Source organism: Deltaproteobacteria bacterium, assembly GCA_012522415.1.
Taxonomy (GTDB): Bacteria; Desulfobacterota; Syntrophia; order Syntrophales; family JAAYKM01; genus JAAYKM01.
In genome coordinates this window covers 25,033-43,674 of sequence record JAAYKM010000045.1, presented here as the reverse complement: position 1 = coordinate 43,674, position 18,642 = coordinate 25,033, and the positions used below count along the sequence as shown (strand labels likewise).

The window sequence follows — 18,642 nt, the reverse complement described above, 5'->3', positions numbered from 1 at the left end:
GGTTTTTTCATCATCACTTTCTCCTTTCGATGCGAAATTATTTTGGGTAAGCAGCTCCTGACGTCGCTGCAACATGGCCTTTCCCCGCTATTTGGGAGGACTCGCTTGAAATCCCCTTCCTCTGTAACGCCAACGACCTGCCCCGGGAACCAGCCCACAATTCCCAAGGAAAGGAAATGAACCAAACCAAATCGGCGGGGAGTATGCCACAAAAAACCGGCTCTTGCAACCAAAAAAACACGAAAAAAGCACCCAAAAACCTGAACTTCATGGCTCGTGTGGGAGTATTCACCTCTCAAAGGAACAACGAATGGGGCCCGCATCACAACTATCCCTGTTCCGGGCGCCTGAATACCCGGAGATCTATCGCTGCCGATAGAGAACCCATGAAGATGCCTGCAGAATGGGCTTCACTTTTTTATTCAGTAACGGTAGAATCGCGGGTGTTCCCATGCTTTTCCGGGCACAGAGCCCCGCGGGGTTAAAATCGCTTTAGCCCGAACCCCGCTTCAACGGTCATTTTTCAGTATTGGGGGGCTTCTCAAGATCATCCCGAGGGGCGGGGTGAAAGTTTTTAAGAAAACGCATCGAAATCCCTTTGTCTTCTTTATGGATCTCTTCAGGTCAACAGGCGGGATTTATTCCGATAAAAAGGACTATGCCTGTCATGTGTTCTGACCAGGACAGTTGGTGTCGCCAACATATTCATTGCAAAAAAGGGATTTATTTGTAATTACGTGTTGTTTTCGTTCGCTGGCAACACGTTTCCGAAATCATGGGGATCCGGGCAGACGGTTCGGGAAAATGCCCCGATCCGGAAAATGATTTTTCTCATGTCTCCATTGTTACGATTCGGGGAAGAATATGGACAAACGTTCACTGAAACTACCCGGTTTGTGGTCCGCCTCGGAGGGCCCCTCTGCGCCGGTTGATCATACGGACGGTCATACCCGAGAAGACACGGGAAACGCCTTCCCTCATCTCATCCTGCTGGTGGACGATGACGGCGCCATCCGTCGATGCAGCACCAATGTCGAACAGTGGTCATTGTCCCGATTGGACAGCATTATCGGCATGCCGTTACACACGTTCTTTCATCCTCACTGCCATGATCAGGATTGCCATTTGATGTCCGTATGGCGCGAAGCACGAAGGAAGGTGGGGCAAAAACAGTCCCACGAGTGCACCATTCGCGATTTCCAAGAGGATCTGGAACTGAGCCTCGTCTTCCATCCCATCCCTGCAACTCGGGATCAAGAACCGTCATCTCTCGAATTCTTCGCCGTTCTTGTCGTGACAGACATCGGTCATGTCAACGATGTGAAGGAAGAACTCCGTCTTTCCAGGACGGAACTGGACATGTTTTATCATGTTATTCCACATATCTTCCTGCGATTGACCAGACAGGGGATGATCGTCGACTGGGCGTCCAGGCTAATGGAGGATGAAACGTTTCCCCTGCGGCTGGAAAAGGGCCATTTTGTTCATTATATTTTCCCTATTTCCGTGGTCGGTCAGTTCATTGATGCCATGAATCAGTCCTTTCGGGAGAAGATGATCACCAAAATCCAGTATCAGCTTCCGGCCCCTCGGGGAAATTTGCTTTTCGACGCCAGTTTCATGCCTCTCGGTAATGATGAAATGCTCGTCATCAGTCGCGATATCACGGAGAGGACCCGCTTGGAAAACATCGCCGAATCCGTTCAGATGATGAGCAATCTTGGATACATCTTTTCGGGTATCCGTCACGAAATCGGAAATCCGATCAATTCCATGAAAATGACCCTGAGTGTGCTGAAGAACAACATCGGCAATTATTCCCCTGATAAAATCCTCGAATATACCGACAGGGTATTGAACGAAATTAATCGTGTGGAATACTTACTGACATCACTAAAAAACTTTAACATGTACGAAAACCTGGTCTTGAAAGACATTTCCCTGCTGTCTTTTATCGACAACTTTCTCCTCCTTGTAAAAGAGGATTTCGAAGGCCGTGGCATCATGATTGAAACGGATCTCACCACCCAGGATGACATGGCTCTTGCTGACTCCCGGGCACTGCAGCAGGTCATGCTTAATCTGTTCAGCAACGCCGCAGACGCCTTCCTGGAGTCCGAAGTTCGGGCCCAAGTGGTGATCGGCCTGTATAAAAGAGGAAAAACGCTGGAATTGACCGTCCGGGACAACGGGGTCGGCATGTCTCAATATCAGTTGGACAACCTGTTCAAACCATTCTTTACTTCCAAACCCCATGGCACCGGTTTAGGCCTGGTTATCGTCAAAAAGTTGATGATGCAAATTGGCGGGAATATAGCAATCGAAAGCAAAGTGGGCGAAGGGACGCTTGTCCGGTTGACATTGGGGACAGCCTGAAATGAATGACGGAACGATAAAGAGGAATTTATTGATTATCGACGATGATCGAATCTTTTGCGAAACGGTCAAGGAAGAATTTCACGGCCCCTTCTTTGACGTTCATACGGCGTATTCCGCTAACGACGGATTACGCGTTTGCCGCATGCACAATATCGATGTCGTTCTTCTGGACGAAAAGTTGCCGGACAGGCGGGGACACGCTATTTGCCCGGAGATTCTCGAGAGCAACGAGGAATGTAAAATTTTGTTCATCACGGCCCACCCCTCTTTTGAACATGCCATTCAGGCCATTCGCTCGGGGGCCCATGATTATTTGCTCAAACCGTTTGAACTCGAGGAATTGAGGTTATCCATCAAACGGGCACTGCAGATGAGTGCATTCGAACGCGCCAAACTGCTCCAATCTTATAAAGCTGCGAAAGATCAGAAAAACTCCATGCTCATCGGGACACTCGGCCAGCGAGGAAGGTTGTCTGAGATGGTCAGACGGGCGACGGAGGTTCGATCACCTGTATTGATTACAGGAGATACGGGAACGGGTAAAACCTTGCTGGCGCGTCATATCCATTATGCCAGCCCCTGGCATGACGCACCCTTTGTCTTTATCAATTGTGCGACTCTGCCGGAAAGCCTGATTGAATCTGAATTATTCGGTTATGAAAAAGGAGCGTTTACCGGCGCCGAAACCAGTCGCAAAGGTGTTTTCGAACTGGCCGAAGGGGGAACGCTGTTTCTTGACGAAATTTCCACCATGCCCCTTCATCTCCAGGCTAAATTGCTGGGCGTTCTGGATAACAGCTCGATTCGGCGTTTGGGCGGAGAATCTCAGGTTCAGGTCAATGTCCGCATCATTGCAGCCACCAACATCGATCTGGAGACAGCCATTCAAAACAACCAGTTCCGTAAGGATCTGTACTACCGTCTCAGCGTTTTATGCATCCATATCCCGCCCCTCCGGGAGAGAGCCGAAGACATCCCCCTGCTTTGTCGCCATTTTATTGCTCTTTTCGGTGGGAATCCAGCACTGGATCTGGATGATAAGGAGATCCGCCTTTTGCTGAAATATGGTTGGCCGGGGAATGTCAGAGAGTTGCGGAATGTTCTGGAGCGTTCATTCATTCTTCACAAACAACGGCTTCGTCCATCGGAACTGCTGTTTGTTGCGGAAGAAACAAAGACAGACGATGCCGCGGTGGCGGCAGATTTTAGCGATGACCCTATCCCCCTGGAAGAGATGGAACGAAACCATATCATGGAGGCTCTCAAAAAGAAGGGAGGCAACCTGACCCAGACCGCCAGAGCCCTTGGCATTTCATTGTCCACGCTCAAAAGAAAGGTGAGACGTTTCCAATCTCCAGATACCGGTCAAATTGACTAGTCAGTGAATCATAATGACCCGCCTGTTTTGAACCACCGTGGCCATTACGGCCCCATTCCCAAAATCACCAAGGCTGTGAACCCAGTCACCATGGGGTTTATCCAACAATTCCATTTTACGGCACGCTTGATGCTTATCAAATGTTGTCCGGGTTTGCGGGGCGGGAAGTCACACGGATTTTCCGGGTGATTAATACATGCGAGGTTCATTGTGGCGATAATTTTAATTGTCGATGACGATAAAACGTTCCTTCTAAGTTTGGCCGAAGGGCTCAAGGCCCATGATCGGGAATTTGAGATCAAAACGGCCGCGAATGGGAAAATAGCGACGCAGGTCCTGCAAGAGGAAAGCGTCGATTTGATCATAACCGATCTGAAAATGCCCGTCATGGACGGTTTCGAGCTGCTGGCTTACATGAGTTCCCACCATCCAAGAATTCCTGTCATCGTGATGACGGCCTACGGTACCCCGTCCGTTGAAAGCAGTATCTCACATCTGGGGGCGGTTCGTTACCTGGAGAAGCCCCTGGACTTCAACCTTCTGGTCGACAATATTTACAACATCGTCAAGGCATCCGATGACGTTAAGGTGTCCGGTATTCAACTGATTTCTTTTCTTAAGTTGATCCAGCTCGAAAAGAAAACGTGTATCCTGACGATCCGCAATCATAGCCAGACGGGAAAAATGTTTTTGAGGAAAGGCGTTTTGATTCACGCGACGGCGACCAACAGCTACGGAGAAACCGCCGTGATGGAAATGCTTGACTGGGAGCACCCGGAGATCCAGGTCAGTTCAAAATCCTTTTCCGTGGAAAAAAATGTTCAGCATGATTTGGCCTTCATCTCCATGGTTCTTGAGAGCCGTCGTCGGTCCCGCCCTGTATCCGAATCCGCACGACCTTCGCCGGTGAGTTCCTACGATACGGAACTCGACGATATTTTTAATATCGGGGAGGAGGTCAGCCAAACGGTTTCCTCAGAGGCCGCTCCCGCGGTAACGATGGATACCCCTCCACCTGACGACCAGGCAGAGGAGGGTTCGTTTTCTACCGCGCCGGTTGATGAATTTGGTCCGGGGGAAACCGTGGAGAGTGAAAATGATTTGTCCGGAGACAGGGCCCCGTCCGCGATTGAGGACATGGTCGATACGGAAGACGGACCTGTTGAAGACGAAAAATGTCCTCCCGATTTACCGAGGGAGGGGGAAACTTTAACCCAATTTACGGAAGGAAAGGAGAATGCCGTGAACATCAAGAAACTGAACGAAGCAATAAATACCTTAAAAGAGTCGGCAGGGGCCGGATTGATCTCGTGCGATGTTTACACGAGTCGCGACGGTCAATCCATTATGAGTTACAACGGGAACGAAACATATTGCGCCATGTCCAACCAGATCACCCAGTACATGCTCAACAGCATCAAGGAAGCGGGTTTCCCGTCCATGGGCAACACGTACATGATCGATCTGGCCGGCGACAAAATGGTGGTTGTGCTGGTTATGGATGAGTATCAGTGGGGTATCCTCATTGACACGAAAAAGACCTCTCTGGGTATTTTGCTCAACGTCGCGCTACCCAAGGCCAAGGCAATCTTTGCCGATGCTCTGGCGAGTTGAGATGACGGTTTCGTCGCGTCGGATATGCAGGTATTTTTTGAGCGAAACGGTTTGCAGGAAAAACTGAGGAAATGGACCGGCATGCCATGTGGTTTTATTTCCCCGTCATCGAAGGGTGTTTTGGTGAACAATGATGACGTTGCATGGGCTGTTTGTTGCCGTTTTGAAGGGGGCAACATGAAGACCGGGGAAAGGCGGTTCGGGAAGACATATGAACATCTTTAAAATTTTTACTTCCAGTGCCAGGAAGAAAAAAAAATCAAATTTTTTGAAGGAGCATACTATGGATATCAGCAAACTCAATCAGGCCATGGAAGAACTAAAGGAATATTCCAACGGTGGCGCTTTTACCAGCGACATTTACACAACCCGTGACGGTCAGTCGATCGCATCGTTCAACTCCAACCCCGTCGCCTCGGCCATGTTCAATCAGATCACGCAGTACATCATCAATACGATGAAAGAAAGTGGTCTGCCTGAGATGGGTAAGTATTACATTCTTGAACTGGAAGGGGACAAGGCTGTTGTCGTGTTATACTTCGGCGACTATCAGTGGGGTATGGCCGTGGACACCAAGCTCTGTTCCCTGGGGCTGATGATCAATATCGTCATCCCCCATATCAGTCAGCTCTTCAAATCCGCGATATCATAAATCATCGTGTGGAACTGAAGTCAGCTCCTCCATTCGCGGATGTCAGGGGGACGGTTTTCAAAATCAGGTGGTGATTGCCGAACGGAGGATGTGCCATATGCTGTTTGAGGCCGTGAAGTAGGGGCAGGGACGGGGAAGGCCGATGTTCGCTCCTTCATGGGACAATGAATCAGAGGCGGCAATCCGCGAAATACCGTACTGGCAAATACTCTTTGACAGACGGTGTTAAAGCCCCTATTCTGAAAATCATGGACGATTTGGGAGACATCAAGACGATCCCCCTTTTTGAGGGGCTGGAACGCAGTCAACTTTTTAACATCGCGAATATTGTGCAACAGCGCTTATACCGTCGTGGTGAGGTCATTTTTCTGGAGGGTGATGAGGGACGCGGCTTTTATATCGTTAAAGCGGGTCAGGTAAGGGTCTATAAGGTTTCCGCTGAAGGAAAAGAACAGATTCTTCATTTGTTTGGTTCCGGCGAAGTGTTCGGCGAAGCCTCCGTTTTTACGGGACAGGGTTTCCCGGCAAATGCCAAGGCCAATATGGACACGACTTGTTTGTTTATTCCCCGGGACGCCTTCATAGGGATCATCAGGAAGGATCCCGCCCTTGCCCTGAATATGCTGGCCGTGTTGTCCTTGCGCCTGAAGCGGTTCACCCTTTTGATCGAAGACCTGTCTCTGAAAGAAGTTCCCGGACGGCTATCGACGTACCTGCTCTTGCATAGTCAAAAGTCTCCTGATCAGGAAGAGCTGGTATTGGAGGTCAGCAAAGGGCAATTGGCGGCCCTGCTGGGGACGATACCGGAAACATTATCCAGAATCCTGACGAGGATGACCCGTCTGGGGATTTTGAAAAGTGAAGGATCCCGTGTCAGGATTCTGGACAAATCCGCTCTACAGAAAATTGCCGACGGAGAGATCAGGGTATCCTGAAAATGTGCCGTCAACCATGCGAAAGTTACCGAACAAAACCATGATGCCGGGGAAGGACCATGAGCAGCGAGAGAAGAAAACGCACCCGAGTTCCGGTCCAGTTTGAAATGAGGGTCCGATGCGATAAGGCGGAGCATCGGGTGGACATGATCAATCTCAGCCTAACAGGCGTTCTATGCGTCACCGCATCTTTTTTTCAACAAAACGCTTTCTGCACGGTCGATATCAAGTTGAGCGAGGACGTCCAAATCAGCCTTGCCGGCAAGATCTTGAGGGTAGGTGAAGAAGAAACGGCAATCAGTTTTACCTCCATGGACGAGGAAAGCTTTTTTCACCTCAAACGCATCATGGAATTTAACACAAACGATGCCGAACACATTGGTCAGGAGATCGTCACCCCCGCATTTAAGTAAAGGGAGCCTCGGGACGGGCATTCGGAGTGCCCCTCTTCGGCGTGCGGGATTCAAACAAAAACATAGCCAGATCTGTCAGCCCCACCCATTGGTTTTTCCCGGTCGAAACATTACATTCCCTTGCATGCACCCCGTCCTGTCTCCCCTGTCTGTTTTGGATACGTGGGGCCGTTTGACTTAAGTCAATGCATTTGCATGCTGAACCATGTCATGATTCAAAAAAACGCAAAAGGAGGCGTGATTATGGGTATTCTGTTCGAAGCAAGGCAGGAGATCCTGGCGGGTTTGGGCCTTATCGCGGAAGAGGCGATTGTGGAGAGGGTTGCAGTTGGGGTTTTCTTTACGGGGATAAAACTTTCGACCGGTGCAGGAGGGCTTTGTTTCACCCCGGTGAAGGAGGTGCCTGAGGCCGTATGTTGTCCGAGTTCCGCTGGCAGAATCCGTGATCCCAGAAAAATCCAGGGTACCGGGGTGTTAAGTCTTCTGGATGACCTGGATTCCCGGGAGCCCCTGCGTCGGGCGATGGGCATTGCGGCGCTGAATGCCCTGTCGGCCGAGTACTGGAGCCGGAATGTGCCGGACGATTATGAAATAATAAGAAATACGGATGCCCAGGATCTGATCGAGATGAAGCCGGATCAAAAGGTGGCGGTCATCGGCGCCTTGGTGCCGGTTATGCAGAAGTTGAAAAGGCGGGGGGGAACATGGTGGGTCGTCGAGCAGGATCCCCGGACCTTGCGCGAGGAGGAAATGGACCATTTTGTGCCGGCTTCACAGGCCGACGAGGTCATAAGTGGTGCTGATGTTCTGGTCGTCACCGGTGTTACTCTGTTCAATCACACCCTGGAAGGCATTCTCCGGAAAGCGAGGAAAGAAGCGGATATCTGTGTCATGGGACCCACGGCGGGAATGCTCCCGGGGCCGCTCTTTTCCAGGGGTGTCCGGGTGATCGGAGGGATTTGGGTGAGGCGTCCGGATGAACTGCTTGACGTGCTGGCTGCGGGGGGATCGGGATATCACATTTTCGATGATCTGGCGGAACGGATTGTCTTGGTTCGGAAGTGAACCGTTAAAGACCCAGTATGTCCCGGAGAAAACGGCTGGTGGGACATGTGGATTGACGGGCGATTTCTTCGGGTGTGCCCGTGGCGATTATTTCGCCACCCCCGGGTCCTCCCTCGGGACCCAATTCAATGATATGGTCGGCGCATTTGATTACATCGAGATTGTGTTCGATGACAACCACCGTGTTGCCCATATCGACGAGGCGCATGAGGATATCCAAAAGCTTCTGGATATCGGCGAAATGGAGGCCGATGGTGGGTTCATCCAGGATATATAGGGTGTTGCTGTTGATACGCTTACCCAGTTCGCGGGACAACTTGATCCGCTGGGCCTCTCCACCGGAGAGTGTCGTGGCCGATTGCCCCAGGCGGATATAACCCAGGCCGACGTCGAAGAGGAACTGAAGTTTCGTTCGGATGACGGGGATGTTTTCAAAAAAAGGGATGGCCTGGCTAACGGTCATATCGAGAATATCGGCAATATTTTTATCCTTGTAGCGTATCTCCATTGTATCCTCGTTGAAACGCTTTCCCCGGCAGGTTTCGCAGAGGACGTACACATCGGGCAGAAAATGCATTTCAATCTTGATTAGGCCGTTGCCCTCGCAGGCTTCGCAACGGCCGCCCTTGACGTTAAAGCTGAAGCGCCCCGGTTTGTAGCCCCGAACCCGAGATTCGGGTAGCCGGCCAAAAAGATCCCGGATATGGGAAAAGATGCCCGTATAGGTAATCGGGTTGGAGCGTGGCGTTCTGCCGATCGGTTGCTGGTTGATGAGGATGACCCGCTCGACACCACCCAGGTCGGCAAGATGCCTGATTTTTATCCCCCCCCCTCTTTCCCCGGCCAAACGGCGGGCCATAACTTTGTAGAGGGTTTCGATGATCAAGGTGCTCTTGCCCGAACCGGAGACACCCGTTACCGCGGTAAACAGACCAGCGGGGATGGAGATGTCGATATTCTTAAGGTTGTTTTCCCGGGCACCCTCGATGAGAATGCGTTTCTCTCCGGCTGTCCGCCGCTTGGCCGGCACCGCAATGCCTTTTTCCCCTGACAGGTAGAGCCCTGTCAGGGAATCCGAACAATGGAGAATCTCCTCCGGGGTACCCTGGAATACGACATGGCCCCCTTGCAGGCCCGCACCGGGTCCCATGTCGATGATCTGATTCGAGGCAATCATCATGTCCCGGTCATGTTCAACGACCAGCACCGTATTGCCCATATCGCGCAATTTTTTCAAACTGAGAATAAGACGCTCCGTATCCCGTTGATGCAGGCCAATCGTCGGTTCGTCCAGTATGTAGAGGACTCCGACAAGGCCGGAGCCTATTTGAGAGGCCAGTCGTAACCGCTGCATTTCGCCTCCCGACAGGGTTCCGGCGGACCGCGCCAGATTCAGGTAATCCACTCCCACGTCGATGAGAAAATGGAGCCGTTCCCCGATTTCTTTCAAAATCTTTTCCGTAATGAGCTGTTCCTGCGCGGAAAGGCGAATCGTCTTCAGAAAACGGGCGACCTCACGAATGGAAAGGCTGCACAGATCGAAGAGGTTTTTACCCCCTACCGTCACAGCCAGACTCTCTTTCTTCAGTCTTGCTCCCCGGCAGAGGGAACAGTCCCTTGAATTGATATAACGGTTAAGGTCCATTCGAACGGCACTGGACGTGGTTTCCCGGTAGCGCCGGTTCAGTTCGGCGATGACGCCTTCAAAAGGTTTCTCGTAGAAGAGGCGTCGTCCCCGGCGGTCCAGATAAAACTGGATTTTATCCCTGCCGGATCCCCTCAAGAGTACTTCCCTGATACCTTCCGGCAATTGGCCGAAGGCCATGTTGATGTCAAAATCGTAATGACGGGTCAAAGCCTCGAGCATTTGGTGGTGAGGCATGGAGTTGCGCCCGGCCCAGGGAGCGATTGCACCTTCACGAAGCGAAAGATCGGGATCGGGCACGATGCGGTCTTCGTCAAAAAAAATCTGTGTTCCCAGCCCGCCGCATTCGGGACAGGCGCCGTAAGGACTGTTGAAGGAAAACATGCGGGGAGCGAGTTCGGGCATACTGGTTCCACAGGTCGGGCAGGCGTAACGTTCACTGAACAGCAATTCCTCGCCTTCAGCGAGGTCGATGCGAACCAGGCCGTCGGAAAGCCTGGAGGCCGTTTCCAGGGAGTCCCTCAGTCGTTGCCGAATGCCCTCCCTCATAACCAGCCGATCGATGACCACATCAACATCATGGCGATTCTGCTTTTCCAAGGCGATACCATCGGCCAGTTCCCGGACTTCACCATCGACACGGACCCGGACAAAACCATCTTTCAGGAGCTTTTTGAATTCCTTCTGAAACTCACCTTTTTTCCCTTGAATTATCGGAGAAAAAATCGTCAGTCTGCTTTTCTCCGGTAAGCTCAGGATTGTTTCCACCATCATATCGATCGTCTGGGACTGAATTTCTCGTCCGCACTGATAACAGTGGGGAACGCCGATGCGGGCGTAAAGAAGACGCAGATAGTCGTAAATTTCCGTTACCGTGCCCACGGTGGAGCGGGGATTCTGGCTGGCCGATCTCTGTTCGATGGCAATGGCTGGCGACAAACCCTCAATGGAGTCGAACTCGGCCTTGTCCATCTGGCCGATGAATTGCCTGGCGTAGGTGGACAGAGATTCGACATAGCGCCTCTGTCCTTCTGCATATAGCGTATCGAAAGCGAGAGATGATTTCCCGGAGCCACTCAGTCCGGTAATGATCACCAATTTATCCTTGGGGATTTCCAGGTTCAAATGTTTCAGATTGTGCTGTGCGGCCCCTTTGATGCGAATACAGTTCATGATGAAAAATCACTATAAAAAGGGATGCCCCGGGGAAATAGCGGGGCATCGGGTTTGTCCTGAGAAAAGCGATGTCGGGCGAAACGGGTCGATTGACGGCACCCGTACTAATCTTTAATGGAAATGTGAGCTTTTTTTCGCAGATCAGCGATCCATTCATCGATTTTTTTATCCATCTTCGTTTCCATGATTCTGTTCTTGATCTCATCACGAAGGGATTCACCCATTATGGCTCCATTGCCCCGTTTATCCGTTACGGTAATGATCGCAAGGCCTGTCGGCGATTCGATGACATCGCTCACCTGGCCCGGTTCCAGAGAAAAGGCGGCCTGTTCCAGTTCCGGCGTCATGATACCCTTGCCGACAAATCCGATATCGCCACCCTGTTTGGCTGTCGGCCCATGAGAGAATTGTGCCGCCATTTTGTCAAAGGATTCTCCGGCTTTCAAACGTTCGAGAATTGCACTCATTTCCGCTTGCATTTCCTTCTTCGTGTCGCCACCGGGCTCTTCAGGGAACAAAAGGACTATTTGCTTGATTCGGACGGCTTCTTCCCCCTCATATTCCGAGCGATGCCGGGCATAGTACTGGCCTATTTCTTCGTCCGTTACGGATATTGCCGTTCTTAAGGCCCGGCGCACAACGCGGGAACGTATCATCTGCTGCCTGATATCCTGCTTATATCCTTCCAGGGATAACCCCTCTTTTTCAAGAACCCTTTCAAATGCGTATATCGTGAGATCCCTCTTGGAGAGGATGCTCTCAATCGTCCCCATCACCTCCTCATCCGATATGTCGATGTCCAGTTTGGCCGCCTCCTGTTCGATCAGGATATCATCGATCATTCGGTTGAGAAGGTTTTGCCGGGCCTTTTCCAACATAGCGTCTTTTTCCAGGCCGGTCATTTGCTCCTCGATTTTTTTGCGTATCGGATCGAATGCGGCATTGACATCCGACTGGGTGATGAGGGTGTCGTTGACAATGGCGACGATGCGGTCGACGATCACAGCCTGAACGGGCCATCCGAGCAACGAAAGCGTCAGGATGGTTAAAAACCCTGCCCGAAATCTTGTCGGTTTCATTTTTCCTCCTTGGTTGCAGAACCTGGTTGCGGAATAAGAACATCCAGCACCGTTTCGGCGAACCGGATGCGATCCCCATCTTCCGACCTGGGTAATGGAATATACAATTTCAGCTCCGGCGTCAACTTCGTTCCTTTTATTTTTGTCTGGGAAAGTAAAAGAATCCGAGCCGGATCCACGGGACTATCGGGGCTGAACTGAACGGTCATGTAATGATCACCACAGGTCATTTTATGACTCTTCAGGGTTTCCAGCCGATAGCGCAGGGGTATTGTCCGGAGGAGATTGTCCAGTTCCGGTGGAATAAAGCCATAGCAGTCTGTAAGTTCATCACGGATTTCGCGGATTTCTTCCTGAGTCCGGGCAAGAGATATACGTTTATAAGTAAGCAGGCGACGGTGTTCGTCTTCCATGTAATCCTCGGGAATATAGGCAGGAACACCCAGGTGGATTTCCACCCGGATCTCTTCTTGGGGGAATTGTTCACCCTTCAGTTCGCGAATCGTTTTTTCCATGAGCTCCGTATAGAGTTCGTAGCCGACGGCGGAGACGTGACCCGACTGGGAGGTGCCCAGCAGATTACCGGTTCCCCGGATCTCAAGGTCGTTAGAGGCGATACGGAATCCTGAACCGGGTTCGGAAAAATCCATAAGTGTCTGGAGACGTTTCTGCGCCTCCCGTGAAAGCATGGCTCCCCGTGGGATGAGCAGGTAGGCGTAGGATTCCTCTCCGGAACGCCCGACCCGGCCCCGGATTTGGTAGAGCTGGGAGAGGCCCAGACGATCCGCCCGGTTGATGATCATCGTGTTGGCTGAGGGGATATCGACGCCGGAGGCCACAATGGTCGTGCACACGAGAATGTCCAGATCTCCTTTGATAAAAGTTGCCATGGTTTTTTCAATTTCCCCGGGTTTCATCCGGCCGTGGACAACACCGATGTTCGCTTCAGGCACCAGATTTTCCAGAAACCGGGCCATGCTGAAGATCGACCGGATCCGGTCGTGAAGGAAAAAAACCTGGCCCCGGCGGTTCAGTTCCTGGCCTATGGCTTCTCGTATCGTATCCTCATTGAACTCAAGGACATGGGTTCGAATGGGCTGGCGGTTTTCAGGTGGGCTGTTGATGATGCTCAGGTCACGAATACCAACCAGGGAAAGGTGCAGTGTCCGTGGAATCGGCGTGGCCGACAGGGTCAGAACATCCACAAGGGTGCGTATTTTTTTTAGCCGTTCCTTGTGGGTGACGCCAAAACGCTGTTCTTCATCAACGATAACCAGGCCAAGATCCCGAAACGTCAGGTCTTTTTGAAGAATTCGATGTGTGCCGATGATGATATCCACGGTGCCCCGGTTGACCGCCTTGACGATGGCCTCCTGTTCTTTCCTGGTTTTCAGGCGGTTCAGGACTTCGACACGCAGGGGATAATCCTTGAGCCGGCGGATAAAAGTCTGGTAATGCTGTTCGGCAAGGATGGTGGTTGGTACGAGAACGGCGACCTGGCGTCCGTCCATGGCCGCCCGGAAAGAGGCCCGAAGAGCCACTTCCGTTTTGCCGAAACCCGCATCGCCGCAAATCAGGCGGTCCATCGGTTTCTCCTGGGCCATATCACCGTGGATATCTTCTATGGCCCGGATCTGGTCAGGTGTTTCCTCGTATTCGAAGGCGGCGCAAAATTCCTCGTAAAGCCGGTCTGGTGGAGAAAACGATGGTCTCTCTACCACCTCGCGGGCGGCATAGATGGAGACAAGTTCTTCCGCGATATCCCGGATTGATTTCCTGACCCGCTCCTTGACTGTTTCCCAGGAGGCACCACCCAGACGTTCCAGCCTGGGCGTATATCCGTCCGGACCGATATAGCGCTGGATCTGATCCAGGCGGTCGACTGGAATATAGAGCCGGTCTTGTTCAGCGTATTCAATCAGGAGAAAGTCGTTCTCAATTTCCGCGACGGACATTTTCTGCAGTCCCCGGTAGATACCGATACCATGTTCTTTGTGTACGATGAAATCCCCTTCCGTGAGTTCGCCGAATGACCTGAGAAAATAGCCTTCTCTGGACGGTCTGGCCAAGCGTTTGGCTTGCTTGCGGCCGAAAATATCCTCCTCCGATATGACGACCAGATGCAGTTCCGGAAAAAGGAAGCCCCCGGACGCCTTTCCCTCCATCAGGACCAGTCGTCCGGGGGGACGATGGTTCATAACCAGATCAAGAAAGGGGATTGCCGGATCTTTCGCCTCGGGGATGAGACCGTACCCTTCCACCAGATGGGCCATCCGGGCCAACTCTTCTTTTCCCGGGCACAAAAATACGACCAGATAACCGTCTCCGAGGTTTTCCCGGATAATCTCTACGAGTGGAGCAAGCAGACCTTCCGCCGCAAAAGGGCCGTCTTTCTTCAGAAGCCCCGTTTTTTCCGTTTGAAACAGCAGATGGGAAGATGTGCCCGGGTCTGTTGCGGAAAACGGACCCGTATCGATACGCAGTGTTTCGTGCCGTATCTGTCGGAAAGAAGACATCAATTTTATCAGGTCTGGCGGTGCAAGATAGAAGGATTCCGCTTCGACAAAAAACTTGTTTTCCTGGCGTGCCTGGAAAACAAGGCGGTTGACCGTGTTCTCAATTTCCCTGAAGGATCGTTCCAGTGATGATGCATGGTCGATAAAAAAAAGTTCGCGCCCGGAACAGTAATCGAAGAAGGTATCCAGAGGATGTCCGGACTCGTCAGGCTCCGCAGGATTGTCTTTCGTAGCGTAAAAAAGAGAGAGGTACATCGGATTCAGGGACGAAAGCATATCTTGTTCGACTGTTTCGGTTAAATTATCCCTGATCTGTCTGGGCAGTTCGAGGGTGTTTGCACGGATGCGGATATTGCGGATAGCCTCTCGTTTTCTCCGGTCATTCAAAACCAGTTCGCGTGCGGGAATGATCTGCAGATCCATCACTTCATGGGAGGAACGCTGTGAGGCCGGGTCAAATGGACGGATGGATTCCACTTCGTCCCCCATCAATTCAATGCGGAACGGATGAGCCGCGTTGGGAGGATAAACATCGATGATATTTCCCCTGGCGCTGAATTCACCCTTGGTCTCGACGAGGGTTCGTTTCGTGTATCCCCCCTTGGCGAGATGCCGGCTCAGGTGGTCTCTGTCCAGCATGTCACCAAGGGAAAGGACCCTGGTATAGTCTGTGAAAACGTTTCGGGGGATGATCTTTTGCATCAGGGCGGACAGACACGTGATCACCAGGTATGGCTGTTCAGTCAGCAAGGCTGAGAGGGTATGGGCGCGTGATAATTCGATGTCCCTTTGAATGGTGAAGAAATCGGCCGCCAGAATATTCCAGGCCGGGTATGGCAGAACGTCTGTTTCGTTGGAGAATGCCTGGCAGTCGCGGTAAAAGTTCCGGGCTTCCCTTTCCGTCGGTAAAACGGCGATGACGGTTTCGTTCTGCGATGCAAGAAGGATAGAAGCGAGCAGGCTGGAGGATGCGCCTTGGAGTCCCGTCAAAATGATTTCAGATTGAGATCGCAGACGTTCGTGAAGAATCCCGAGAACGGAATGTGTCGGAAACGGTCTTTGTTTGACGATCTTTCTCACAAATCACACCGACTGCAACCCGGTACGGGATATTTTTCCGGTATGTTGTAAAAAGGAATCCTTTTCGTTATGAAGGCCGTTTCGGTCTGTTTTGGCCCCCTCCACCCCGATGACGACGGATTCCGTTTTGCTGAGGACTGGATGGATGCCTGCAAGAGATCTGTTCTTCATGGTTTTGCGAATTGGAGATATCATTGGAATCACAATATGGTCTTGTTTTGCCAGGGGATAAATCTTCTTGGCTTTTCGGTTAAGATGATTCTGCGAGGTTGCTATAATACAAACGAAATAAATTCAAGATCTAAATCGTCATCGTTGTCGAAGGGATCAAGGTTTCCCTTGCCGCCGCCTACCCCTCATTGTATAGAATATCCGTCCAACAGGGGGAGTTTTTCTTTTTCGGAGGAAAGGAATTGCGGTTGTTCACCATCATGAGGCGGACGATGAACCAATTCAAACATTGCGGATTTCGTTTCAGAGGGACGATAAGTCCGCTTGTGACTGTTATGGTCCTTTTTTCTTTGATTTCCTCTTCCTGTTGCGAGGCGCTTCCCTCGTTTCCTGCCGCCGTGGGTCCGGTTAATGACTTTGCCGGCATCATCCCGGCGGATTCGGAGGAACGAATGAACCGTTTGTCACAGGAAGTGCTCGAGAAGACCGGAACGGCCATAGTGGTAGCAACGGTCGAGGACACGGGAGACAATGAACCCGCCATGTACGCCAATGAACTCTATCAGGCATGGGGGATCGGGAAAAAAGGCGAAGACAAGGGGATCCTGATTCTTCTTGCCGTTCAGGAAAGACAAATCCGGATCGAAACGGGTTACGGCGTGGAGGGCATTTTGCCGGACGGCCTGGTCGGAAAAATCCTGGATCGCTTCGTGATTCCCGCCTTGAAAGAAGGAGATTACGGAACAGGAATGGAGAATGCCGTTTCAGTTATTGCGCGGGTGGTGGCCAGGGATGCGGGTGTGACCCTCACAGGAAACCCGTCGGCCAAGACGATGTCTCCCGGCAGTCATAGTGCACGGGGGAATATTTTACCCCCGATCATTTTGTTTCTCCTTATCATCGCCCTTCTGGGAACAAGGCAGGGCCGGGCGATGCTGCCTTACCTGATGATTCTCTTGCTCAGCGGCGGACGAAGAGGAGGGGGCGGGGGATTTGGCGGCTTCGGCGGGGGCTACGGTGGTTTCGGTGGTGGAGCGAGTGGCGGCGGTGGTGCCGGCCGCGGTTTTTAAGGGAAAAAGGCATGTCAAAAATACCCAAGAAGCCGGAAGATGTTTTTCCGGAAATGACCGTTCATCTTAAGCAGATTTTTGGAGAGGACCTGATCGCCATACTGCTGTATGGCAGTGGAGCGGCCGACGGCTACATACCTGGCAAGACGGATCTCGATTTTCTGGTGATCATCGCCGCCGAGGGAATGAAGAGGTTGGACGGCCTCCATGACATGATCCGTCGATGGAGAAAAAGAGGGATCGCAACGCCCCTTATCATGACGAAACCGTTTCTCGAAAGCGCCCTCGACGTTTATCCGATAGAGTTTCTGACCATACAGACACATCATGTTCTGGTTTATGGCGAGGACATCCTGTCCCCCCTTTCTTTTGGCCGCACCTGCATGAGGCTTCAACTGGAACGCGAGATCAAGGGAAAGTTGCTTCATCTGAGGCAAGGGTATGTGGAACCGGAAGGGCGTCCGAGAAAATTTGAGGAGTTGATGAGCAATTCCCTGGTGGCGATTCTTTCCCTGTTTACGGCAATCATTTATTCAAAAGGGAAACCATTGCCCTCCAACCGGCAGCAGGTGATACGTGAGGCCTGCGAACTGGCTGGGATTGTCGGCGATGTGTTTGACCGCTCTTTCGCGGTAAAGAAGGGAACCGTGAAATATGATAAAAAGGAGATGGTATCCCTTTTCGCTCGGTATCTTGAAGAAATCGAAAAGCTCGATCGCTTTATCGATCAATGGGAACATGACATAAACTGATCAAAGGAGGTGGCGTATGGCGAAAGGAAAAACGGGCTGGATTGTGGCCGGAGTGATTGCCCTGGTTCTGATTTTTTCCGGATATTCATTTGTAAAAACTGGTTATAATCATTTTATCACTCTCGATGAGACGGTGAAAAACGCATGGTCACAGGTCGAGAACCAGCTACAGCGCCGTTATGACCTGATTCCCAATCTCGTGGAAACGGGAAAGGGTTATGCCAAACAGGAAAGGGATGTTTTTATCGAGGTGACCACCGCCCGGTCGAAGGTCGGCGGTGCAGGCAGCGTCTCCGACAAGATCAGTGCCAACAACGAGCTGACCTCCGCGTTGAGTCGACTCCTTCTGGTGGTGGAACGGTATCCCGATTTGAAATCCAACCAGAATTTCATGCATCTCCAGGATGAACTGGCGGGGACCGAAAACCGGATTGCGGTTGAACGCAAACGTTACAATGATGCCGTGCGAACCTACAACATCGCCGTCAAAAGCTTTCCGGCCAACATTCTGGCAGGCGTCTTCAATTTTGCCCCTGCCACCTTTTTTGAGGCCCCTGACGTGACAAAGGCGACGCCTCAGGTGAAATTTTAGCCAGCCTTTGTCCGCGTTCCCTCAACCTCTCGTGGACGGGGGGAAGGGAAGGGGTTGCCAAGGCGGGGTTTTAATACCCCGCCTTGGCCATGCAATAAGTAAGGGAGGGCGCCTCTTCCCCGACG

General features: G+C 51.7%; 13 protein-coding genes. 10 read left to right on the top strand and 3 right to left on the bottom strand.

Going from position 1 to position 18,642, the window contains the following annotated elements; genetic code table 11:
• The first annotated feature begins 864 nt into the window (after positions 1 to 864).
• The 7 genes from GX147_04290 to GX147_04260 all read left to right on the top strand — a co-directional run bounded on the left by GX147_04290 (position 865) and on the right by GX147_04260 (position 8,436).
• Entirely contained in the window at positions 865 to 2,376 is a 1,512-nt protein-coding gene (locus tag GX147_04290; GenBank protein ID NLN59918.1) for a PAS domain-containing sensor histidine kinase, read from the top strand.
• A 1-nt stretch (position 2,377) separates the two neighbouring features.
• Entirely contained in the window at positions 2,378 to 3,757 is a 1,380-nt protein-coding gene (locus GX147_04285; protein ID NLN59917.1) for a sigma-54-dependent Fis family transcriptional regulator, read from the top strand.
• A 210-nt stretch (positions 3,758 to 3,967) separates the two neighbouring features.
• The gene (locus GX147_04280; GenBank protein ID NLN59916.1) at positions 3,968 to 5,371 is read left to right on the top strand and encodes a response regulator; all 1,404 of its coding nucleotides are present in this window, start codon (positions 3,968 to 3,970) and stop codon (positions 5,369 to 5,371) included.
• Positions 5,372 to 5,654: 283 nt separating this feature from the next.
• A complete protein-coding gene (locus GX147_04275) occupies positions 5,655 to 6,023 on the top strand; it encodes a hypothetical protein (GenBank protein ID NLN59915.1) in 369 nt (122 codons plus the stop codon).
• A 248-nt stretch (positions 6,024 to 6,271) separates the two neighbouring features.
• Positions 6,272 to 6,958, top strand: a complete 687-nt coding sequence (locus GX147_04270) for a Crp/Fnr family transcriptional regulator (protein NLN59914.1) — start codon at positions 6,272 to 6,274, stop codon at positions 6,956 to 6,958.
• 59 nt (positions 6,959 to 7,017) lie between these two features.
• Positions 7,018 to 7,371: a PilZ domain-containing protein gene (locus GX147_04265; GenBank protein NLN59913.1), complete on the top strand. Its 354-nt coding sequence runs from the start codon at positions 7,018 to 7,020 to the stop codon at positions 7,369 to 7,371.
• Between the two features lie 243 nt (positions 7,372 to 7,614).
• Positions 7,615 to 8,436 (top strand): DUF364 domain-containing protein, encoded by an 822-nt coding sequence (locus GX147_04260; GenBank protein ID NLN59912.1) that lies wholly within the window; start codon positions 7,615 to 7,617, stop codon positions 8,434 to 8,436.
• Between the two features lie 4 nt (positions 8,437 to 8,440).
• Here the strand turns inward: GX147_04260 and uvrA are convergent, their stop codons facing one another.
• From uvrA to mfd, 3 genes are all read right to left on the bottom strand, one after another.
• Positions 8,441 to 11,254, bottom strand: a complete 2,814-nt coding sequence (gene uvrA / locus GX147_04255; GenBank protein ID NLN59911.1) for an excinuclease ABC subunit UvrA — start codon at positions 11,252 to 11,254, stop codon at positions 8,441 to 8,443.
• Between the two features lie 107 nt (positions 11,255 to 11,361).
• Complete coding sequence (locus GX147_04250; GenBank protein NLN59910.1) at positions 11,362 to 12,336, bottom strand: hypothetical protein; 975 nt, start codon at positions 12,334 to 12,336, stop codon at positions 11,362 to 11,364.
• On the bottom strand, positions 12,333 to 15,932 hold the full coding sequence (gene mfd / locus GX147_04245; protein ID NLN59909.1) for a transcription-repair coupling factor: 3,600 nt from the start codon (positions 15,930 to 15,932) through the stop codon (positions 12,333 to 12,335). The genes GX147_04250 and mfd overlap by 4 nt, the downstream gene beginning before the upstream one ends.
• Positions 15,933 to 16,429: 497 nt before the next feature.
• Here mfd and GX147_04240 point away from each other — a divergent pair, with 497 nt between their 5' ends.
• From GX147_04240 to GX147_04230, 3 genes are read left to right on the top strand one after another with little or no spacing between them, the layout of a single operon-like run.
• A complete protein-coding gene (locus GX147_04240; GenBank protein ID NLN59908.1) occupies positions 16,430 to 17,173 on the top strand; it encodes a TPM domain-containing protein in 744 nt (247 codons plus the stop codon).
• Positions 17,174 to 17,184: 11 nt separating this feature from the next.
• Positions 17,185 to 17,925 carry a hypothetical protein gene (locus GX147_04235; GenBank protein NLN59907.1) on the top strand — a complete coding sequence of 247 codons (741 nt, stop codon included), beginning with the start codon at positions 17,185 to 17,187 and terminating at the stop codon, positions 17,923 to 17,925.
• 16 nt (positions 17,926 to 17,941) lie between these two features.
• Complete coding sequence (locus tag GX147_04230; protein ID NLN59906.1) at positions 17,942 to 18,517, top strand: LemA family protein; 576 nt, start codon at positions 17,942 to 17,944, stop codon at positions 18,515 to 18,517.
• Positions 18,518 to 18,642 lie beyond the last annotated feature (125 nt).

Coding starts and splice junctions, on each gene's coding strand:
- GX147_04230 (NLN59906.1), top strand. CDS start 17,942: ATGGCGAAAGGAAAAACGGGCTGGATTGTGGCCGGAGTGATTGCCCTG.
- GX147_04260 (NLN59912.1), top strand. CDS start 7,615: ATGGGTATTCTGTTCGAAGCAAGGCAGGAGATCCTGGCGGGTTTGGGC.
- GX147_04235 (NLN59907.1), top strand. CDS start 17,185: ATGTCAAAAATACCCAAGAAGCCGGAAGATGTTTTTCCGGAAATGACC.
- uvrA (NLN59911.1), bottom strand. CDS start 11,254: ATGAACTGTATTCGCATCAAAGGGGCCGCACAGCACAATCTGAAACAT.
- GX147_04265 (NLN59913.1), top strand. CDS start 7,018: ATGAGCAGCGAGAGAAGAAAACGCACCCGAGTTCCGGTCCAGTTTGAA.
- GX147_04290 (NLN59918.1), top strand. CDS start 865: ATGGACAAACGTTCACTGAAACTACCCGGTTTGTGGTCCGCCTCGGAG.
- GX147_04285 (NLN59917.1), top strand. CDS start 2,378: ATGAATGACGGAACGATAAAGAGGAATTTATTGATTATCGACGATGAT.
- GX147_04270 (NLN59914.1), top strand. CDS start 6,272: ATGGACGATTTGGGAGACATCAAGACGATCCCCCTTTTTGAGGGGCTG.
- GX147_04250 (NLN59910.1), bottom strand. CDS start 12,336: ATGAAACCGACAAGATTTCGGGCAGGGTTTTTAACCATCCTGACGCTT.
- GX147_04275 (NLN59915.1), top strand. CDS start 5,655: ATGGATATCAGCAAACTCAATCAGGCCATGGAAGAACTAAAGGAATAT.